The organism is Oscillospiraceae bacterium (assembly GCA_009780275.1).
Classification (GTDB): Bacteria; Bacillota; Clostridia; order Oscillospirales; family UBA929; genus WRAI01.
In genome coordinates this window covers 57,008-77,851 of record WRAI01000006.1, presented here as the reverse complement: position 1 = coordinate 77,851, position 20,844 = coordinate 57,008, and the positions used below count along the sequence as shown (strand labels likewise).

Annotated in this window: 18 protein-coding genes; 17 read left to right on the top strand and 1 reads right to left on the bottom strand. The window is 48.9% G+C overall.

Annotated features, from left to right (window positions below; translation table 11 throughout):
- The first annotated feature begins 91 nt into the window (after positions 1-91).
- Both FWE06_03245 and FWE06_03240 read left to right on the top strand, forming a co-directional pair.
- Complete coding sequence (locus FWE06_03245) at positions 92-481, top strand: PcfB family protein (GenBank protein MCL2546199.1); 390 nt, start codon at positions 92-94, stop codon at positions 479-481.
- Between the two features lie 35 nt (positions 482-516).
- The gene (locus FWE06_03240) at positions 517-2,244 is read left to right on the top strand and encodes a type IV secretory system conjugative DNA transfer family protein (GenBank protein ID MCL2546198.1); all 1,728 of its coding nucleotides are present in this window, start codon (positions 517-519) and stop codon (positions 2,242-2,244) included.
- Between the two features lie 3 nt (positions 2,245-2,247).
- Here the strand turns inward: FWE06_03240 and FWE06_03235 are convergent, their stop codons facing one another.
- The gene (locus FWE06_03235) at positions 2,248-2,481 is read right to left on the bottom strand and encodes a hypothetical protein (protein ID MCL2546197.1); all 234 of its coding nucleotides are present in this window, start codon (positions 2,479-2,481) and stop codon (positions 2,248-2,250) included.
- A 348-nt stretch (positions 2,482-2,829) separates the two neighbouring features.
- Between FWE06_03235 and FWE06_03230 the strand changes: the two genes are divergently transcribed.
- From FWE06_03230 to FWE06_03160, 15 genes are all read left to right on the top strand, one after another.
- On the top strand, positions 2,830-3,045 hold the full coding sequence (locus FWE06_03230) for a Maff2 family protein (GenBank protein ID MCL2546196.1): 216 nt from the start codon (positions 2,830-2,832) through the stop codon (positions 3,043-3,045).
- A gap of 19 nt (positions 3,046-3,064) precedes the next feature.
- Positions 3,065-3,934, top strand: a complete 870-nt coding sequence (locus FWE06_03225; protein ID MCL2546195.1) for a CD0415/CD1112 family protein — start codon at positions 3,065-3,067, stop codon at positions 3,932-3,934.
- A gap of 49 nt (positions 3,935-3,983) precedes the next feature.
- Positions 3,984-4,568, top strand: a complete 585-nt coding sequence (locus FWE06_03220; protein MCL2546194.1) for a hypothetical protein — start codon at positions 3,984-3,986, stop codon at positions 4,566-4,568.
- Positions 4,569-4,582: 14 nt separating this feature from the next.
- Complete coding sequence (locus FWE06_03215) at positions 4,583-5,779, top strand: DNA cytosine methyltransferase (GenBank protein ID MCL2546193.1); 1,197 nt, start codon at positions 4,583-4,585, stop codon at positions 5,777-5,779.
- The gene (locus FWE06_03210; protein ID MCL2546192.1) at positions 5,779-6,219 is read left to right on the top strand and encodes a PrgI family protein; all 441 of its coding nucleotides are present in this window, start codon (positions 5,779-5,781) and stop codon (positions 6,217-6,219) included. Before FWE06_03215 ends, FWE06_03210 begins: the two co-directional genes overlap by 1 nt.
- 40 nt (positions 6,220-6,259) lie before the next feature.
- On the top strand, positions 6,260-8,584 hold the full coding sequence (locus tag FWE06_03205; GenBank protein ID MCL2546191.1) for an ATP-binding protein: 2,325 nt from the start codon (positions 6,260-6,262) through the stop codon (positions 8,582-8,584).
- Positions 8,581-10,899: a peptidoglycan DD-metalloendopeptidase family protein gene (locus tag FWE06_03200; protein MCL2546190.1), complete on the top strand. Its 2,319-nt coding sequence runs from the start codon at positions 8,581-8,583 to the stop codon at positions 10,897-10,899. Before FWE06_03205 ends, FWE06_03200 begins: the two co-directional genes overlap by 4 nt.
- A gap of 21 nt (positions 10,900-10,920) precedes the next feature.
- On the top strand, positions 10,921-11,217 hold the full coding sequence (locus FWE06_03195; protein MCL2546189.1) for a DUF4315 family protein: 297 nt from the start codon (positions 10,921-10,923) through the stop codon (positions 11,215-11,217).
- Positions 11,217-12,179: a DUF4366 domain-containing protein gene (locus tag FWE06_03190; GenBank protein ID MCL2546188.1), complete on the top strand. Its 963-nt coding sequence runs from the start codon at positions 11,217-11,219 to the stop codon at positions 12,177-12,179. Before FWE06_03195 ends, FWE06_03190 begins: the two co-directional genes overlap by 1 nt.
- Positions 12,180-12,181: 2 nt before the next feature.
- Positions 12,182-12,931: a class D sortase gene (locus FWE06_03185; GenBank protein ID MCL2546187.1), complete on the top strand. Its 750-nt coding sequence runs from the start codon at positions 12,182-12,184 to the stop codon at positions 12,929-12,931.
- Positions 12,932-14,926 (top strand): SpaA isopeptide-forming pilin-related protein, encoded by a 1,995-nt coding sequence (locus tag FWE06_03180; GenBank protein MCL2546186.1) that lies wholly within the window; start codon positions 12,932-12,934, stop codon positions 14,924-14,926. It begins immediately after the preceding gene.
- Positions 14,886-16,982 (top strand): DNA topoisomerase 3, encoded by a 2,097-nt coding sequence (locus FWE06_03175; protein ID MCL2546185.1) that lies wholly within the window; start codon positions 14,886-14,888, stop codon positions 16,980-16,982. The genes FWE06_03180 and FWE06_03175 overlap by 41 nt, the downstream gene beginning before the upstream one ends.
- A complete protein-coding gene (locus FWE06_03170) occupies positions 16,975-17,199 on the top strand; it encodes a DUF4316 domain-containing protein (protein ID MCL2546184.1) in 225 nt (74 codons plus the stop codon). The genes FWE06_03175 and FWE06_03170 overlap by 8 nt, the downstream gene beginning before the upstream one ends.
- A gap of 76 nt (positions 17,200-17,275) precedes the next feature.
- Positions 17,276-17,497: a hypothetical protein gene (locus tag FWE06_03165; protein ID MCL2546183.1), complete on the top strand. Its 222-nt coding sequence runs from the start codon at positions 17,276-17,278 to the stop codon at positions 17,495-17,497.
- Complete coding sequence (locus tag FWE06_03160) at positions 17,490-20,843, top strand: YodL domain-containing protein (GenBank protein ID MCL2546182.1); 3,354 nt, start codon at positions 17,490-17,492, stop codon at positions 20,841-20,843. Before FWE06_03165 ends, FWE06_03160 begins: the two co-directional genes overlap by 8 nt.
- The last annotated feature ends 1 nt before the right edge of the window (position 20,844 follow it).

Here is a 20,844-nt window from a genome sequence, read left to right as displayed (position 1 = left end):
TAACGACCAAATAAACGAGAAGAATGTTTGCCTTGTTATCAAAGGCGGCAAGCTGACCTCGGAAACACTTGCCAAAGCCATGAAACTGTTTATGTCGTGTGCCAAGAAAGCCACAACCCCAAAAAACTACGAGGGTAAAGGCAAGCAGACTGTCAAACAGCTTGTTGGGCAAGGGCATGGTGTAACAAATATCGAAATCAGCGACAAGAACATCAAGGACTTTGAGAGCATCGCCCGAAAGTACGGCGTGGACTTTGCCGTGGTTAAGGATGCCACCGAAACTAACCCTAAACACCTTGTTTTCTTTAAGGCACGAGATTCTGATGCCATAACTGCGGCGTTCAACGAATACACCGCAAAGACAATGGCAAGGACTACTGAAAAGCCCTCGATGCTGGGTATGTTGCGTGACCTTATGGAAAAGGTCAAAAACCAAGTCCTCGATATTACCAAGAGCAAGAATCGGGGGGTGGAGTTATAGACACGGCGAAAATCAAAAAGCTGCTACTGCTCAATATGCCCTATGTGATTATCTTTGTAATCATACTAGTGGTTATCCCGACCCTGCCCCTTGATGCCCTGCCTTTTGAAATCCCTGTGCCGGACTTTGTACTGGCTCTTGCCGCCGCCGCACTCATGCGTTTAGTGGTTTATGTTCGTGGCAGAAACGCCAAGAAGTACCGCAAAGATGTAGAGTACGGCTCGGCACGTTGGGGTACGGAAAAAGACATTAAACCGTATATTGACCCCAATCCCAAGAACAACATCATCTTGACCCAAACGGAAAGCCTTACCATGAACAGCCGCCCAAAGCCTGTAAAATACGCTCGTAACAAAAATGTGTTAGTAATCGGCGGTAGTGGTTCGGGTAAAACCCGCTTTTTCGTCAAGCCTAACTTGATGCAATGCGAATCAGAGGATTTTCCTGTTTCCTTTATTTGCACCGACCCAAAGGGAAGTATCCTGTCCGAAGTTGGCACGTTACTCAAAAAGCGGGGGTATCGTATCAAAGTCATTAACACCATAGACTTCAAAAAGTCCATGCGTTACAACCCTTTCAGTTATATCCGTAGTGAAAAAGACATTCTTAAACTCGTGACGGCTCTCATCGAAAATACGAAAGGTGACGGCAAGGGCGGCGATGAATTTTGGACGAAAGCCGAAAAACTCTTGTATCAAGCACTTATCGGCTATATCCATTATGAAGCCCCGCCGCATGAGCAGAACATGAACAGCCTTGTAGAGATGATTAACAAAATGGAAGTCCGTGAGGATAACGAAAATTTCAAAAATTCCATTGATTATCTCTTTGAGGCATTGGAAGAACGTGCGCCACAACACTTTGCCCTGCGGCAATATAAGAAGTACAAATTAGCGGCGGGCAAAACAGCCAAAAGCATACTCATTTCATGCGGTGCGAGGCTTGCACCCTTTGATATTGCTGAGGTTCGTGATTTGATGAGCGAGGACGAATTGGAACTTGATAATCTTGGCGGTTACAAGAAAATCAATTCTGATACTGGCGAAGAAGAAACCATCAAGCAGAAAAACGCCCTGTTCGTCATAATCTCGGACACCGACAGTAGTTTTAACTTCATTGTGGCTTTGCTTTACAGCCAGCTTTTCAACTTGCTTTGTGACCGTGCCGGCAACGATTTTAATGGACGGTTGCCTGTTCATTGCCGCTTTTTGCTGGATGAGTTTGCCAATATTGGCCTTATTCCCAACTTTGAGAAGTTGATAGCCACAATCCGCAGCCGAGAAATCTCTGCCTGTGTGATTTTACAGGCACAGAGCCAGTTAAAAGCGATTTACAAGGACAACATGGACACCATAATCGGCAACATGGACACCACCCTGTTTCTTGGAGGCAAGGAAAAGACCACGTTGGAAGAAATCAGCAAAATGCTCGGCAAGGAAACGATTGATATGTTCAATACTTCCATTAGCAAGGGCAGTCAAGAATCCCACGGTCAGAACTTCCAAAAGTTAGGCAAGGAACTCATGTCCGTGGACGAAATTGCGGTTATGGACGGCGAACGCTGCATACTCCAAGTGCGTGGCGAACGCCCCTTTTTATCTCGGAAGTACAACATTGAAAAACACCCAAACTACCGCTTTCTTTCCGACCATGACCCCAAACAGCACTTTGATGTCGGTAAGTATTTGAACTCACGAGCAAAATTGCGAAAGGATGATGTCTATGTTGTAGCGGAAATTGATGTTTCAAAGCAAGACAATTAACATCTAACTAATTTCTGCAACATTTCTAATGACGTAGAAAGGTTCATTGTTGTGGGATGAAAAAGACGGTTCTTCATGGAAACCTATGCTAACCCTCTTATTCCTATCACTAACAACCAAAGCAGTTTCTCTTTTGCTTTGTGAATCACGAACTGCGTACATTACCTCATTAGTATCAAAAGAAATCTTGCGTAGTTCTTCTTCTGAGTTGTTTAGAAACAAGAACCTATCTCTCATTTTTACCCTCCTCCAAAACTTATTATGTAATTAGTATATGCCGACAAGCAGATAAATTTACTGCCGAATCTTGACGAATTTAGTCATTCAAAAAGGGCATACACATTTATTATATGCAGTTTTGGAATATTTATGCAGAACTCAACAAACACGATACACCTACAACTGAATATTGGACTGCCCCAATCAACACCAGCATCGGGCATCCACCCCATGACCGCCATTCGGTAGCAACGAGTTTCTTTACCCGATGGCGGCTTTTTCATGTCCGGCACAAGGCTTTCACGAGCCTTGTTTTTATATGTCACAGCACCACAAAAAAACTAAAAATCTAAGGAGGCTTTCTTAATGGAATTTTTCAACAGCGCAGTAGGAGTATTGCAAACATTGGTAATCGCACTCGGCGGCGGTCTTGGCGTTTGGGGAGTAATCAATCTTCTCGAAGGCTACGGCAATGACAACCCCGGCGCGAAATCACAGGGCATGAAGCAACTTATGGCTGGTGGCGGCGTTGCGCTCATCGGTATGTTGCTCGTGCCTCAGCTTTCAGGGCTTTTCGGCTAAAAAAGGAGGCAACAATTAGATGAGCTGGCTTTTCGATGGTATTACCAACTGGATAAGACAGTTCCTAATTGACGGCATCATGGCGAGTTTTGCCCGCATATTCGACCAAGTTAATGATTCGGTAGCCGATATTGCGGTGCAAGTAGGACAAACCCCGGCGGGCTGGAACGCCGGGGTCTTTGCCATGATACAGAATCTGTCTGAAACAGTTATCCTCCCGATAGCGGGAATGATTCTAACCTTTGTGCTGTGTTACGAGTTGATACAGCTAATCATAGAGAAAAACAATCTCCAAGACTTCGACACATTCAACATCTTCAAGTGGATTTTCAAGACCTTTATCGCCGTATTCATCCTTACCAACACGTTTAACATCGTTATGGCGGTATTTGATATGGCACAGACCGTAATCAATAACGCCGCGGCTCTTATTTTGGGCGATACCGCACTCGGTAGCCCCGAAATGATGGCGGCGTTAGAGGCTACGATGGAAGATATGGGCATCGGCGAATTGATGGGTATATGGCTACAAATCCAACTCATCGGGCTTGCCATGTTTATCATGTCCATCGTCATTTTTATTGTAGTGGTCGGGCGTATGCTGGAAATTTATTTGACGATTTCCGTAGCACCTATCCCCCTCTCAACAATGGTAAACCGTGAATGGTCGAGCGTAGGTAACAACTACCTCAAAGCCTTGCTTGCGGTTGCGTTTCAAGGTTTCTTAATCATGGTGTGCGTTGCGATTTACGCAGTATTGGTTGGTAACATCGCCGCCGCTCCGAATATCCACGTTGCGATATGGACGGTTGTGGGGTACACAGCTCTGCTCTGTTTCATGCTCCTAAAAACAGGAAGTCTTGCAAAGTCCATTTTCTCAGCCCATTAACGCCCGCTCTATGCGGGTTATTTCATTTATATAAGGAAAGGATGGTTTTTTGACTATAATCCATTGCTCCAAAAGGCTCACCCCTCTCGCTTGTTTGCAACAGCGTGTCGAGCAAAACTACGCCGATTTCGAGGCAGAGGCATTAAATCTGCTGGGTCACGGCGAAATATATGATAAGGCACACCGCATTGCCGCTGTTAAGGATGCTTACGCACAGCTTACCAGCGACACCCTCTGTCTTGACGAGGGTGAGATAGCGTTTTTGCTCAACTTCCACAATCCCCTTGAAATGGTTGCTGACTTTTTGCAAGCAGAACAGGCAGACTGCCCCTACCAATTCGGCGAGGCTCTTAATGAACTATTTGCCGCCGAGAACCAAGAGGATTACTACCTCACCGTGGACTTTGCCAATACCCTTATTGCCAAGTACGGCGAGGATGTACGAATCCGTGTTGCTCTGCTCTTGGAAACGATTGAGGCGGGTGACAATTATCTACGCCTTTTGAAACTCACGAACAAAGCTGATGCAGACGAGGACTGCGATTTCAGCGACCTTGCCACACCTTTCAAACCTATGGACTTTGACGAGGACGGCTTTTTCATCTACGAGGATGATGAGGAGGTCTGTTTCTGAATCGTCCGCTCAAAGTGGTATCACTCTTTGACGGCATATCCTGTGGGCGCGTTGCACTTGAACGCGCCGGATATGCCGTTTCGCATTACGAGGCATTTGAAATTGATAAGTATGCACGGTCAATCAGCAGATACAACTACCCCGCAATCGCTCACCACGGCGATGTTATGGATGCCGACTTTCGGCAGTATTCGGATTATGACCTCGTTATGGGCGGCTCTCCCTGCACTTTTTGGAGTATCGCTAAGACTAATCGTGAAGTTGACAAGGACGGCATGGGCTGGAAATTGTTTATGCGTTTTGTAGATGCCCTGTGGCAGATACAGCCACGGTATTTTCTTTACGAAAATGTAGCCTCCATGCCTAATAATATCCGTGACTATATTTCCGATGAATTGGGCTGTGAACCTATCCTTATGAACTCCGCTCTTGTGTCGGCACAGCAACGAAAACGGTTGTACTGGACGAACATCGAGGGCATTACCCAGCCTTATGACAGAGGGATTTTGCTCAAAGACATTCTTGACAGCGGCATCCCATACCAAGACAAAAGCCATTGCATTACCGCAACCTATCAAGGAGCGGACTTCCGAAGTAGTATCGCCAAGAAAAAGCGAACTATGATAGCAGAGCCAATCGCTCTCGCCGACAAATCACAAACCATACTCTCAACGATGTACAAAGAAAACGCCCTGTCAATGGTGAAACGCCAGAAAACAGGGCTTTTTGTTGCCGAGGCGGTTGAAGATGTCGGAGCTGCCTTGCGCACTCGTGTAGACGAAAACGGCAGTTTTAAGCGATTGGAAGTCCGAGAGGACGGTAAACTGAACGCCCTTACTACGGTGCAGACCGATTCCGTTGTTTGTTCGCCCATCCGTGTGGGTATCTACGGTACAGGCGGTCAAGGCAACAGGATTTACAGCGTTCACGGAAAAACGATTTCAATGTGTGCCAACGGCGGTGGCAAGGGTGCAAAGACAGGCTTGTACAAAATCAACCTCCCCGATGGGAACTACACCATCCGCAAGTTGTCCGTGGTTGAGGCTGAACGCTGCCAAACCCTTTCCGACAACTACACCGCCCACGGCGTTGATGATAACGGCAACACCGTAAACATCAGCAATACCCAGCGTTACAAGGCTATTGGCAACGGCTGGACGGTTGATGTCATAGCCCACATTTTGAGCCACATGACAGGGGGTGATGATTAGTGGCTTACGTCCAAATCCCGAAAGACCTCACCAAAGTAAAAACTAAATTTATGCTTGGGCTTACCAAGCGGCAAGTAGTCTGTTTTGGAACGGCGGCGGCAATCGGCGTTCCTGTTTTTTTCGCCACACGAGGCGCACTCGGTAATGAAACCGCCGTACTGCTGATGATGGCTTTAATGCTCCCCGCCTTTTTTATGGCTATGTATGAGCGTGACGGCATACCCGCCGAACGAATCTTGTTCAACATCATCCGCAGTAAATGGTTCTTCCCGCCGAAACGCCCCTATATAACCGAAAACTTTTATTCAGTAATCGAAAAGGAGGGTCAGATATTTGAGCAAAGCGAACAATCGCAAGACCAAACGACAAACACCGCCCCAAAATGCACCAATACCAAATGCAAAAGCAAGCGATGTAAAAAAGGGTGCAAACGCCCCTAACGGCATACCCCCAGCCAAAAAGCCGAGTTTCAAGGAAACCCTGTTACAAAAGATTTTTGGCACAGGCAAAGCCCCAACCTCCGCACAGCAGTCCATTCCTTACCACGAGATTTACAAGGACGGTATCTGCCGTGTCAACGAGCGGCTTTTCACCAAAACAATCACATTCGGCGATATAAATTACCAACTCGCCCAAAACGAGGACAAAACGCAGATTTTCGAGGGATATTGCGATTTTCTCAACTACTTTGATAACACGGTGAGCGTACAGCTCTCCTTTATCAACAAATACGGCAACATGAAAGACTTTGAAAAGTCCATCAGCATCCCCGACCAAGACGATGATTTCAACTCTATCCGTGTGGAGTACGCCGAGATGATGAAGAATCAGCTTGCCAAAGGCAACAACGGCTTGGTGAAGATGAAGTATATCACCTTCGGCATTGATGCTCCGAGCATGAAAGAGGCAAAGCCACGGCTGGAACGCATAGAAACGGACATTATCAACAATTTCAAAGTCCTCGGCGTAAAAGCCCATGCCCTTGACGGATTGGAACGTCTTGCCGTACTCCACGGACAAATGCACCCCGATGGCACAGAGAAGTTACAGCTTGAATGGGCTGACCTCGCCAAAACAGGGCTTTCCACAAAGGATTATATCGCCCCTACCTCGTTTGACTTCCGTGACGGTAAGACTTTCCGCATGGGTACGACCATAGGGGCTGCCAGTTTTATTCAAATCCTTGCCCCCGAACTCACCGACAGGCTTTTGGCTGATTACCTCAACATGGACAACGCCGTGACCGTTAATATGCACATCAAGTCCATAGACCAAATGGAGGCAATCAAGACCATCAAGCGGAAGATTACTGACCTTGATGCAATGAAAATCGCCGAACAAAAAAAGGCGGTAAGGTCGGGCTACGATATGGACGTTATCCCTACGGATATAGCCACCTACGGCGATGAGGCAAAAAACATCTTAAAGGAACTGCAATCCCGCAATGAGCGGATGTTCCTCGTCACCATTATTGTGCTGAACACCGCACCCACCAAGCGGAAACTGGAAAACCTTGTGTTTGCCGCATCGGGTATCGCCCAAAAGTACAACTGTGCATTGAAACGGTTGGACTTCCAACAGGAACAGGCTCTCATGTCCTCTCTGCCGCTTGGCTTAAATCAGATTGAAATACGGCGGGGTTTGACAACATCAAGCACCGCTATTTTTGTGCCGTTCACGACACAGGAGTTATTCCAAGACGGCGAGGCTCTGTACTACGGCTTAAATGCCCTCTCAAACAATCTTATCATGGCAAATCGCAAGGCTTTGAAAAATCCGAACGGCTTGATACTCGGTACGCCGGGGGCGGGCAAATCGTTCTCTGCCAAGCGTGAGATGGTTAATGCGTTCCTTATCACGAACGATGACATCATTATCGCAGACCCCGAAGGTGAGTATTTTCCGCTGGTGCAACGGCTTGGCGGACAAGCAATCAAGCTGTCACCCACAAGCCCGCACTTCCTTAATCCGATGGATATAAACGTGGATTACAGCGAAGAAGAAAACCCGCTCACGCTGAAAAGTGACTTCATCCTTTCGTTGTGCGAGTTGGTTGTCGGCGGTAAAGAGGGGCTTTCCCCTACGGAAAAGACCATCATTGACCGCTGTGTGCGGCTGGTATACAGGGAATACCTTGCCGACCCGCACCCCGACAAAATGCCGATTTTGGAGGACTTGTACAACCTTATCCGCAAGCAGTCCGAGCCGGAGGCACAACACGTTGCCACGGCATTGGAAATCTACGTCACAGGCTCGTTAAACGTATTTAATCACCGCACCAACGTAAACATGAGTAACCGCCTTGTCTGCTTTGACATCAAGGAACTCGGCAAACAGCTTAAAAAGCTGGGTATGCTGATTTTGCAAGATGCCGTATGGAACAGAGTTACAATCAACCGTGCCGCTCGTAAAACGACTTGGTTTTATATAGACGAGTTTCACTTGCTCTTGAAAGAGGAACAGACCGCTGCCTATTCCATAGAGATATGGAAACGATTTAGGAAATGGGGCGGTATTCCTACGGGTATCACCCAAAATGTCAAGGATATGCTTTCTTCTCGTGAGATTGAGAACATTTTTGAAAACAGCGACTTTATCCTCATGCTCAACCAAGCGGGCGGGGATAGACAAATCCTTGCAAAACAGCTTGGCATAAGCCCTTATCAGCTTTCGTATGTAACGCAATCGGCGGCTGGTGAGGGTTTGCTGTTTCACGGCAATACCATTATCCCATTCAATGACAAATTCCCGAAAGATACGGAACTGTATCGTATTATGACTACGAAATTGGATGAGGTGGGATGATGAGCCGAAAACTCAACTTTGACGAAAGCAACCCCCGCCAAGTTGAACCCGCCGCTGATACCGACACCACAAGAAAACGCAGACCGCAATCACGGCTGGAACACGAGTTTTCTCGTGACGATGTAAGACCCCAAACAAGTGCCGCCCCACAAGAAACAACAGGGGTGGCACTTCCCCCTGCGGGTACTCCGTCATTGGGCGGTAATGAAACAGCGGCGGGGCTTGCAGGGTTACAACACGGTGCGGCAAGCATCATGCGTAATATCTCACCCGATGAAACGCCCGACAGGAACACCGCTGTATCTGCTACACGCTTTTCGTTAGAGGTTGGAGCAACCGCTCTCGGTAAAATGACCCTCAACCGTAAACAAAAGCGGAAGTCCAAGTTAAAAGAAAAGGACTCATCCTTAAAACATGAGCCGCAAGAAGATAACGACACGTTGAAACATGACGAGGCAGAACAGCCCGACAATGCTGATTCTTCCGATGAGCGGGGTAATGAAACTGACGGCGGTACTCCAAACGAAAACGCCGAAACTCCCGAAAATGCCGCCGAGTCAAGCGAACAACAGGCGGGTGATGCTGATGATGGCACTACTACCCCTGCCGGCTCTACCTCCGACAAACCCGATAGCAAGCTGAAATTTGCCAAAGACGAAAAAGTGGTTGCCAAACTGGAAAAGCGGGCTGAGAAACTGGACGAGAAACTGGAAAAAGCCCAAGACAAGCTGCCTACTCGGACGGTCAAGAAGAAAACCCTTGAATTTGACGAGGACAAAGGCAAGACCGTTTCCAAGCTGACCCACGAAGTTGAAAAAATACCAATCGGTGAGGCGAAGTGGAACAAGCCGAAAAATACGGCAATGCCTGTCAAAGCGGCGGGCGTGGTTACATCCCTTGCCGTTACAAAGATACACGCCAAAATTCATCAAGTGGAACATGACAACGTGGGTGTAAAAGTAGCTCACAAAGCTGAACTTATGGCAGAGAGCGGTTATCGTGGTGCAAAGCAATCTGTACGTTCTGCATACCGTTTCCACAAGAACCGACCCTACCGCCGCGTTGCGAAGTTGGAGCAAAAGTCCATCAAGAACAAAATGCGGTTGGATTACAGGAAAGCCCTGCGGGATAACCCCAAGTTAAAAAGCAATCCACTCTCACGGTTTATGCAAAAACGAGCCATCAAGCGAAACTATGCTAAACAGCTACGAGCCGCAAAGCAAGCCGGACAAGCGACAGGCAAAGCCGTGGGCTTTACCGCCAAAGCCGCAAAGGTAGTCACGGCGATAATCCGCAAGAACCCCATATTCTTGGTTAAGGCAGGGCTGATATTACTGATTATCTTCCTCATTCTTTCCATGTTTACCATGTGTGTGGGGATGTTTAGCGGCACTTCCTCTTTTGTCGGTCATGTGATGTACCCTGCCGAATTTGAGGACATTGACGATGCAAGCATTATGTACACCGAACTGGAAACCGACTTGCGAATCTATATCAATGAAATTGAAGAAAACTACCCCGATTATGACGAGTATCGTTTAAGCATTGACAGTTTAGGGCATGACCCCTTTGCTCTGATAGCGTTTTTGTCGGCGGTGTATGAGGACTTCATCTTTGCTGATGTTGCGGCAACCATTCAAGCGATTTTCGATGCTCAATATACCCTTGAACTGGAATCCGTCATGGAGATACGAGAGCGAGAGGAAGAACGGACTGGCACAGGCAGTTGGACGGATGAGGACGGCAATTCCCACTCCTATACCTACACTTACACCGTAATTGTCGAGTATGAGTGGCATATCCTCTATGTTACTTTGACTTCCCGCTCGTTTACCGAGGTTTTATTAGAACGCATGGACGATGACCAAACCCAACATTTCTATGTTCTCATGCAGTCATTGGGAGCAAGGCAGATATTCGGAAATCCATTTGATTTTGACTGGCGGCCTTTCGTTTCCAGTCTGTACGGTTATCGCATCCATCCCATAGACGGCGGCAAGCAATTTCATTGGGGGCTTGATATGGGTCTGCCAACGGGTACACCGCTCTTAGCGGGGCTTGACGGCGTTGTTGTATATGTAGGTTATCACCCAACAGGCTACGGCAATATTGTCATTATCGAATGTGAGGACGGTATGCAAATGCGGTACGCACATTGCCACGAGATTTTTGTCACGCTGGGGCAAGAGGTTGAGCGGGGCGATGTCATAGCAACCGTAGGCACAACAGGAGCATCAACGGGGCCACATCTTCATATAGAAGTGTCCGTTGATGGACGCAGGCTAAACCCGATTTTCTTTTTAGAGTTTCGATAATTACGAGGAAAGGAGCGTTTTATGAACCCAAGAATTGCAAAAATAAAGGACGAAATGGCAAAACTGCGTGAAAAGGTCAGCAAGGGGCAAGCCCGCTTGCGTGAGTTGGAAAAACAACTCGTAGACCTTGAAAACGCTGATATTATAGCGGCTTTCCGTGGCGTGGAGGTTGCGCCCGAAGAACTCGCTGCCTTTGTGCAGATGTTCAAAGACAAGCAAAAAAGTGGTACTGTACCGAACTTGGACTTACCCACCGAAACGCCGACAAGGGGAGCAGCTACCCCACAAACCGAAAATGACAAGGAGGATTCAGATTGATGAAAACTAAATATATTGCTCTGCTGGCACTCATGCTCTGCGTGGGTGCTTTTCTTTTCCCGACAACGGCGTATGCCTCCCAAAGCGGCAACCCGCCAACCGTGACCGCCGATGTTGAGGGTGAAACCCTGCGAATTGAGGCATCTGGCGGCTTTATGGGCGTTGAGGCAATCTTTATCAACGACCAACGGTTTAACTTCCGTGTAGACGGTGTATTGAGGGTAGATTTACTGGCGTTCAGAAATAGCGATACGCTGGCAATCCATGCCGTGGACTTTGCGGGGAACTTGTCCAATGTTGTGGGCGTAGTTAATCCGCTCTATATCGGCATCCAACCGCCGCCACAACCCGACCCGCCGGAAAATATCCCTGTCACTTCATCCAATCCGCTTACCCCTGCGGGGCAAGCAAGCGTATTGGATAACGCCACGGACGGCGATGATATTGAGTTTTTTACTTTCACTACCCCCGCAGGGCATATCTTCTTTCTTATAGTAGACCGCCAGCGTGAATCGGATAATGTATATTTCCTTAACGCTGTAACCGAACAGGACTTGATTGCTCTCGCTGCACAGGACGGCACAGATTTGAACGTGGGCAGTAGCGGCGGGGGCATCCCTGTTGCTACAACTCCGCAGACCCCCAACGAGCCGCCGCCCAACAATTCACAGGAAGAATCCACAGCCCCACCCCCTGCCGATGACAGCGGCGGCGGTAACGGCACAATAATTTTTGTGATTGTTGCATTGCTTGTCGCTGGCGGTGCCGGATATTACTTCAAAATCGTTCGCCCGAAACAGCAAGGCGGCAACTGCGATTACGATGATGAGGACGAGGACGAAGAAGATATTGGCGATGAAATGGAGTTTGAAACCGAAACCGAAACCGATGTAGCCGAGGACGTAACGGACGAGGATTACTACAACACAGACGAGGACGAACGCAAAGCGGAGGACGATTGATTATGAATAAAAAGACGATTGTGCTGGTGGCGGTCATGATGGCCGCCTTTTGCGTTGGTATATGGTTTCTTGTTTCGCCGTCACTCAATCGGCAAGCCGACCTTGACGAGCAAGCGGATTTGCTTGAAAGCATTTTAGCGGTCATGCCCGCCTATGTTATTGAAGAAACAGAAATTGAAAGCCCCGCATACGAATACGAGCCTGTTGTTTCCGATGAATACGACTATGTACCCGAACACTATGATTATGAACCGTATATCGCCTATGTGCCATACGAGCCGGAAGAACTGCCCGAAGTTTACCCGCCACTTGAACCGCTTAATCAAGCGGACTTTCCGAGCGATATTGTTCCCATCGGCATACTCACCATTGAAAGTATTGACCTACGCTTGCCAGTCATGGAGGGCGTTAAAGAGCCGGAATTGCGGGTAGCACCGGGGCGTGTACCGCAGACGGCGAATATCGGTGAAATCGGAAATGCCGTTATCGCAGGGCATCGCAACTTTACCTTTGGCTCTATGTTTAACCGCTTGGGTGAAGTAGAAAACGGCGATATTATCGGGTTTCAAGCCATGAACGGACAGCACAAGGCTTTTGAAGTCTTTGAGATATTGGTAATCACGCCCGACAATCAGATTGCCTTTATCCAACCCCATAACGAATCCATCATCACCTTATATACTTGTACGCCCATCAGAGAGGCAACCCATCGTTTGCTTATTCGGGCGAGAAAAATCGAAGGAGGCTTATAAATGCGGAAATCCAATCTCTTGAAGTCCACCATCATGTTTGTGCTGATGTTCGTCATGGTTATGGCGGCGGCTGTAACGGCGTATGCCGAAACAGACGGCACGGACATTGATTATGAATATATAAATCCTACAAGCGAGAACGGCACTTACGAAAATGGTGAAGATGAGCCAACCGAAACTCCGACCCAAGACGAGCCGCCGCTGGGTAGCTTGGTAATCATCAACAGCACCCATGACGGCGTACTGCTCCACGGTGCGGTTTTCGCCGTGTACCGTGTTGGTGAAACAACCCGCCTTGTTGAGTTAGCTACCGACACCACAGGCAGAACCATCGAATTTCCATTACCGCAAGGCAATTACAATATCGTTATCGTTCTGCCCGCACACAACCATGCCCCTATTACCAACGTGGTAGGCACTACCATCACCGCAGGGCAACGGCAAAAAATAACGATTTTCAGCGTTCCGACCCAGCCCCAAACACCCGGCCCACCCCCGCCGCCTGTTGATAGCGGACGGCTGATAATCACTTTACGGGCGCAAGGCACAGGGCAGTTGTTGAGCGGAGCGATGTTTGAACTACGCAGGGCAATGGACGGTGAGTTTGTCGCTTTTTTAGTTACGGACACTTTTGGCGAAGCTGCCATTGATTTGCCGATAGGCGATTATTTTGTGCGTGAAGTACAGGCAGTTAGAGGTTTTATCCCCAATCCCGACAGGGTAAACGTGCGGATTGCGGCGAACAGGCTTAATGAACTGAACCTTACAAGCCGACCCGAACCCGAACCGACCCCGCCACCACAACAAGACCCGCCACCGCAACCGGGGCGGCTTGTCATAACAGCGAGAGCGGACGGCACACCGATTCACGGTGCGATTTTTGAAGTGCGCCGTGCAATGGATAATCGCCTTGTTGCCGAGTTAATCACAGACCGATTCGGCGAGGCGGCTGTTTCTTTGATGCCCGATGATTATTTCTTACGGCAACTCCACGCCCCACAGGGCATTGAATTTGATACCGAGCGTGTGAACGTGAGGATAGCGGCGGGAGCGATAAGAGAAGTTTCAATCACAAACCGCACACCAGCCACCACCACGCCACCCGCACAGACCCCAACTCCCGAAGTGTTGTATGGCAGACTGCTTATTACCGCCATTTCCTCTGATTCGAGGGATAGGTTAGAGGGTGTGGTTTATACAATCCATGATGTAATGACGGACGAAGTTATCACAACCATTGCCACGAACGCCTTTGGTGAGGCATCGGCACTCCTACCGCCGGGGCAATATTTCAAAAGAAACGCACTCATGCCGCAGGGCTACCGCCGTGATATGGAGCGTATCAATTTCACCATCCGAGCGGGTGCGGTATCTAATATGACAGTTACGGCAAGTGCAATTCCGCAACCGACCCCCGAACCAACGCCGCAACCAACTCTGACCCCAACGCAAACCCCACGCCCACCAGCCACAACTACCCCTGCACAACCCGCAACGCCAGCAAGACCGACACAGAACCGTGTTGACATCATCACAAGAACCGAAAAATCCGGCAATCCACTACACGGTGCTACCTTTGCGGTTTATCGTGCCGTAGATAACCAACGTGTTGGCGAAGTCACTACCGATGCACAAGGTAGAGCCACAATTTCGCTGGGTGCGGGTGAATATTACTTGCGTAACAATTCCGTCCAGTTTGGCTTTTTGCGTGAGAGGTCAAGGATTTTCTTCACCGTGGGTACGAGTGATGTTTCCGTTGATATAACCATCCAACGTGACCCCAACATTCCCTACGCCGATTATGGCGTTATTAACTTGCCGCAAACAGGCGAATTGCCGCCTGTGATGAACTATGTGCTGGGTGTGCTGTTCTTGGCGGTTGCCCTACTGTGTGGTGTCGTAATACTGACCCAACAAACGCAAAAATCAATCAAAGGAAAGGGGGTAAAAGCCTATGCTAAACCTCGTTATCGCCGAAAAGCCTTCTGTTTCTAAGGCTTTGGCTGATGTGCTGGGCGCAAAGACCCGCCGTGACGGTAGTTATGAGGGCAATGGTTATGTAATTTCATGGTGTGTCGGGCATCTGCTGGGGCTTGCCGAGCCGCAAGCCTATGATGAGCGACATTCCAAGTGGCGGTATGAGGATTTGCCGATTGCTCCGCAAGAGTGGAAATACACCCCCGCCGCCAGTACGAAAAAGCAGTTGAAAATCCTTGTAGATTTAATGAAACGCAAGGATATTGGCACAATCACAAACGCTTGTGATGCTGGACGAGAGGGCGAGTTAATTTTTCGCCTTGTCTACGAACACGCAAAATGCAAAAAGCCTATCAAGCGACTTTGGATTAGTAGTATGGAAGAATCCGCAATCGCTGACGGCTTTCGCAACCTTAAAGACGGCGGGGATTACGATGGGCTGTTTCACTCTGCCAAGTGCCGCCAGCAAGCCGATTGGCTTGTCGGCATGAACTACTCCCGCCTATTCTCTGTCCTGTATAACGCACAACTCCGTGTCGGGCGTGTTCAGACCCCGACCCTTGCCATGATTGTGGAAAGGGAGGATAAAATCTCGAACTTTATCAAAGAGCCATTTTATGTAGTAGAGGCAACCGCCGCTATCAAAGCCGAGCGGGAAAAGCTGACGGATAAGGCAACCGCAGAGGCTATCGCCGCCGCTTGCAACGGCAATGCCGCCGTTGTGAAGTCCGTGGAGCGAAAGGACAAGTCCGAATCTGCCCCCAAGCTGCACGACCTCACAACCCTACAACGAGAGGCTAACAGGCTTTTCGGTTACACCGCCGCACAGACTTTGAACGCCGTGCAGAACCTCTACGAGCAGAAAATCGTCACCTATCCAAGAACAGATAGCAGATATATCACCGAGGATATGGCGGGCGGCATCCCTGCTCTTGTGCAGAGCGTAGCGGCTGGGCTGCCGTTTACGGTTAGTGCCGAGGGCGTGAATGTTCCCCAAGTGGTGAACAACGCCAAAGTCACCGACCACCACGCAATCATACCCACACCAACCATGCCAAAAGCTGACATTTCTGCCCTGCCTACCGCCGAGCGGAATATCCTTTTGATGATTTGCACCCGCCTTGTATCTGCCGTAACGGATAAGCACCTTTACGCCGAAACGGTAATAACGCTGGAATGTGGCGGCGAAGTCTTTACGACAAAGGGCAAGACCATCATGCAAAACGGCTGGAAAGCCGTGGAACAAGCGTTTTTCGTCAGTATCGGTAAAACCAAAAAGGACGAGGACAAACCCTTGCCCGAAATGACCGAGGGGGAGCAGTTTACGGTGAATACCTCCGTCCGTGAGGGTTTCACCAACCCCCCCAAGCATTACACGGAGGATTTGCTCTTGTCCGCAATGGAAACGGCGGGAGCGGAAGATATGCCCGATGATGCCGAACGCAAGGGGCTTGGAACTCCCGCAACACGAGCGGCAATCATTGAAAACCTTGTGAAATCGGAGTTATTGAAACGCAAGGATAAGCTACTACTTCCTACCGACAAGGGCGTGAATCTCATCAAGGTACTGCCCGATGCCGTGAAATCCCCCAAGCTGACTGCCGAATGGGAACATGACCTTAAACGCATTGAGCAGGGCGAGTTGACCGCTGACACATTCATGTCGGCTATCAATCAATCCGTTGCCGACACGGTGAAAACACACAACGCCGTGCCGGACGAGCTTAAAGCCCTGTTCCCGTCAAACAAACCGTCTACTGGCGGCGGTGCGGTTATCGCCGAGTGTCCTCGATGCGGCGGCGGTGTCGCTGAATCCCCAAAGGGTTTCTTCTGCAATAATAAGGGTTGCAAATTCGCTATTTTCAAGGAAAGCAAATACTTCACGACAAAGCGGGTAACGCTCACAGCCAAAATTGCCACCGCCCTTATCACAAAAGGGCGTGTTTTTTTGAAAGGGCTGCACTCCGAAAAATCGGGCAAGCCCTACAACGCCACAATCATCTTGGACGATAGCGGCGAGGGTTATCCGTCTTTCAAAATGGAGTTTGAATCAAAGGGGGCGATGAATGGCTAAGAAGAAACCGAACTACCTTAGTGCGGCTGAAATCGCCGCCGAGGACAACTATAACTTGGTCGGTGACGGCATTATCAATAACGCCTCTCGCCCCTCTGTTTTAGAGCATTTGGAGGCATTGGAGCAACAAAAACGAGAACGGCACAAGGGTAATATTGCCGATGCTCGGCGGGAACGACACAAAGATGACCGCAACCAATCCCTTGACGATATTTAACCACTAATCTGCACCGAAAAGCCGTCTACTGCGCGCGTAGGCGGCTTTTTCAATTTCACAAGGAGGGAGCGATTCTATGTACAAGTACAAATACGCCGACATGGACTGTGATTATTGCCTTTACTGTAAACAAGGCAAGTTTGGCATCTGCCCCCACATCATGGAATTTCTTGATGATTTGAAGAAAGACAAGGCTTTCCGTGCGGCGGTGGCAAACGCCGAAACGTACGATAACAAGCACAAACCGACCCTGCTCATGCTCAAAGAAAAACTCGCAAAGGAGGTAAACGATGGCTGATACAGCAAAACCAAAATTCGATAGACAGGCTTGGCAAGAAGAAAACGAAGTCCGCACCAAAGAACTCACCGACAAGTTGGAGGCGGGCGTACAAGACTTGTTTTCAAGCGACAAGTACAAGGAATATTTGAAATCTATGTCACATTTCCACAATTATTCAAGCCGTAACATCATGCTTATTCATTCACAAATGCCAAAAGCCACAAGGGTAGCCAGTTTTAAGCTGTGGAAAGAAAAATTTAACCGCTCTCCAAAGCGGGGAGAAACTGCTCTGCGGATTTTTGCACCCATTGAAATCAAGCCCAAGACACAGCTATTTGAAAAAATTGACCCGCAAACAGGCAAAGCAGTTTTGGACGATAACGGCAAGCCTGTCATGGAGGAATTGACCGAACTCACCAAGCGTAGTGTGGCGTTCAAATTAGTGCCTGTCTTTGATGTGAGCCAAACGGCGGGTGAACCTTTGCCCCAGCTTGTCGAGGACTTGACCGGGAACGTGGAGCATTACGAGGCATTTATAGACACCCTGCGGGAAATATCGCCCCTGCCGATTGTGTTTGAACCGATGAACGAGAACCAAGACGGCTACTGCCGCTACGGTGAAAAAATCGGCATCCGTGAGGGCATGAGCGAAATCCAAACCGTGTCTGCCATAATCCACGAAATCACCCATGCCCGACTGCATGACCGTGAAAACGCCGCCGAGAACGAAAAGCCCGCCTCAAAGGACGTTAAGGAAATTGAGGCAGAGAGCGTTTCATATGTCGTGTGCCAAAAATACGGAATTGAAACCGGGGCAAACTCATTCGGCTACCTTGCTACTTGGGGTACGCATGACATGAACGAGTTTAAGGCATCACAAGACACCATTCGCAAAGAGGCGAACACTCTAATCAACGCCATTGATGACCGCTTTAAGGCTATCTGTAAAGAACGTGGCATTGATATGACCGCTCCTGCTGAACAGGCTGCCGAAACCCCGCCGCCGACCCAAGCGGTTAAAACTCCCACCGAGCCGCAATTTACCACCGAAAGCACCACGGAAACAATCGCCGGAGTGGAATTTACCGTCAATGAAGTAGTGCAAATGGTGAACAACATGACGATAAAGCCCGAACCGACCAAACAAGCCGAGGTTGCGCCGATTGCTCCCGCCACGCTTGAACAACGCAACTATGAAAAGCTGGCGGCATTATTCCCGCAGATTACGAGCGGCGAATTTTCGTATCAGCGTAGCGAGGCTGGGGCTGGGTTTATGCCGTTGTCGTTAGAGTGGATTGATACCGACAAACTCTCAATCATGCACACCTACACCATGAACGGCGATTTGATGTACGACCCCATGATTGTGTTTGATGTAGACCAAGCAACCAAAACCGCCACCGCCGTAGAGTTTCAACAATCTATGCCGCCGCTCTACCAGCGTATCGAGGACGGCGTAGGACACAGCATTGACGGCAACGGCAACGAGCGGACAATCACAGGCTTGCAGGGGCAGATAAATGATTTTGCGGCGAGTTGGCTTGTGAACATTGACAATCAAGGTTTTGCGCCTGTTACCGCCATACTCCGTGACGAGGAATACTCCGACCCCACCGTGTACTTTAATACCGACAAAAAGCCGTTTAGCCTTGCGTTTGTGTACGACAACGAGGGTACGACCATACTCAACAATCTTGAAAAAGACAACACAGGGGCGATTGAAACCGTTGGCGGTATAACGAAAGTGGCTCATGTTGATTCTTCTCGGAACGTGACCTATTTCGAGGACAAGCTACCGCCCGAAGTAGTGCAAATAATCAACGATGTAAAGCTGATTAACGAGCAGACCCATCAAGCCGAAGTTGACAGGCAATCACCCGCCTTTTATCACATCGGTTCGGGGCCAATGGAAAACGGCGTAGAAGTTTGGAACTGGAACGAAACCGAGGACAAGGACGGACAGCCGAAATTTCTCGCCACAATCAATTTTGACCGTGAAATCACCTTTCTTGATGATGCCTTGCCCGATGATGTCAAAATCGAAATTAAGCGGTTATCAACTGCGGACTGGAAACAGATTTATGCCGTTGAAATGGCTGGCAAAGATTACGACCCGCCCCCGCCGCCGTGGGATAAAGAATTTATGCCCGACCCCAGCATCAGCGTAGGTGACAGGGATGAATACGGTTATACCTCCGATGATATGTTGCCCTTGAAATATATCCGAGCCGCCGAGCTGCACGAACAAGACCATACCATTTTTATGCTCTACGAGGACGGCACGGAGGCAATGGCTTACGATTTGAATGAACTCAAAGCCCATGAGGGTATCTACGGCATCGAACGTGAGGACTGGCAAAAATCCCTTGAATACAGGGAAAACGAAAACAAGACCAATCAGCAACAAGAGGCGGCAATCGAATCCGACTTTATCAATGCCAAAGAGGACACATTCGCCATTTATCAGATTATGGACGGTGTAGAAAAAGCAAGGGATGTTCGCTTTGAGGGGCTTGATTCTCTTGAACAGCGGGGATTGGAAGTCAACCGTAATAATTATGTGATTGTTCACACCGAGCCGCTTGCCCCCGACACCACGTTGGAGGGCATTTTTCAAAAATTCAATGACCCGCCAAAGGATTTTTCGGGGCATAGCCTGTCTGTGAGTGATGTTGTCGTTCTTAATCAAGGCGGCGAGATAACTTCTCATTTTGTTGACAGGGTTGGATTTGCTGAACTCTCTGCATTTCTTGGGGTAGAAAAACAGCCGGAGCAAGCTGCCTCTGCCGTGGAGCAAGGCGGTAACGAACCACCGCCGACACCCGCAGACCCGCCCACCGCTGAAATACCCGATATTCCCCGCAAAGACCAGCCCATATATTCGCTTTCGGCTGATGAGGCTTTGCAAAAGGGCGAAATCGAGGAATTTCACGACAGCCGCAAGCTAAACGTAGAGTGCGGTAATGCGATTGATAATGCCGTTATCGCAAGCAATTACGACACACACCGTTATGACCTTGATACCGCCATCCGTGGTGTTATTGATAAATACGGTGCTGACCGTGTGGCGTGGGTTTTGGCAAGCAACGTGAATTACTCCGACCATGACGGCAGATTAACCGCCGCCAGCAAGGAATGGGCGAAAGGGTTTGACACACCTACGCCCGATGTTCACTTGCAATCACACAAGATATTGATAGAGGGCTTGGTAGATAAATTCCGCAAGGTAGAGAAAGAAAAGCCCTCATTGATGAACGCTCTCGCCACAGGGGAAAAGAAAAGCAAAACCGAGTATGACGGCAAGGCACAGCCGGGGCTTGATACCCCCGACAAGTCCAAAAAGAAAACAGAAATGGAGGTTTAAT

Coding starts and splice junctions, on each gene's coding strand:
- FWE06_03245 (MCL2546199.1), top strand. CDS start 92: ATGTCGTGTGCCAAGAAAGCCACAACCCCAAAAAACTACGAGGGTAAA.
- FWE06_03240 (MCL2546198.1), top strand. CDS start 517: ATGCCCTATGTGATTATCTTTGTAATCATACTAGTGGTTATCCCGACC.
- FWE06_03235 (MCL2546197.1), bottom strand. CDS start 2,481: ATGAGAGATAGGTTCTTGTTTCTAAACAACTCAGAAGAAGAACTACGC.
- FWE06_03230 (MCL2546196.1), top strand. CDS start 2,830: ATGGAATTTTTCAACAGCGCAGTAGGAGTATTGCAAACATTGGTAATC.
- FWE06_03225 (MCL2546195.1), top strand. CDS start 3,065: ATGAGCTGGCTTTTCGATGGTATTACCAACTGGATAAGACAGTTCCTA.
- FWE06_03200 (MCL2546190.1), top strand. CDS start 8,581: ATGATGAGCCGAAAACTCAACTTTGACGAAAGCAACCCCCGCCAAGTT.
- FWE06_03195 (MCL2546189.1), top strand. CDS start 10,921: ATGAACCCAAGAATTGCAAAAATAAAGGACGAAATGGCAAAACTGCGT.
- FWE06_03190 (MCL2546188.1), top strand. CDS start 11,217: ATGAAAACTAAATATATTGCTCTGCTGGCACTCATGCTCTGCGTGGGT.
- FWE06_03185 (MCL2546187.1), top strand. CDS start 12,182: ATGAATAAAAAGACGATTGTGCTGGTGGCGGTCATGATGGCCGCCTTT.
- FWE06_03180 (MCL2546186.1), top strand. CDS start 12,932: ATGCGGAAATCCAATCTCTTGAAGTCCACCATCATGTTTGTGCTGATG.
- FWE06_03175 (MCL2546185.1), top strand. CDS start 14,886: ATGCTAAACCTCGTTATCGCCGAAAAGCCTTCTGTTTCTAAGGCTTTG.
- FWE06_03170 (MCL2546184.1), top strand. CDS start 16,975: ATGGCTAAGAAGAAACCGAACTACCTTAGTGCGGCTGAAATCGCCGCC.
- FWE06_03165 (MCL2546183.1), top strand. CDS start 17,276: ATGTACAAGTACAAATACGCCGACATGGACTGTGATTATTGCCTTTAC.
- FWE06_03160 (MCL2546182.1), top strand. CDS start 17,490: ATGGCTGATACAGCAAAACCAAAATTCGATAGACAGGCTTGGCAAGAA.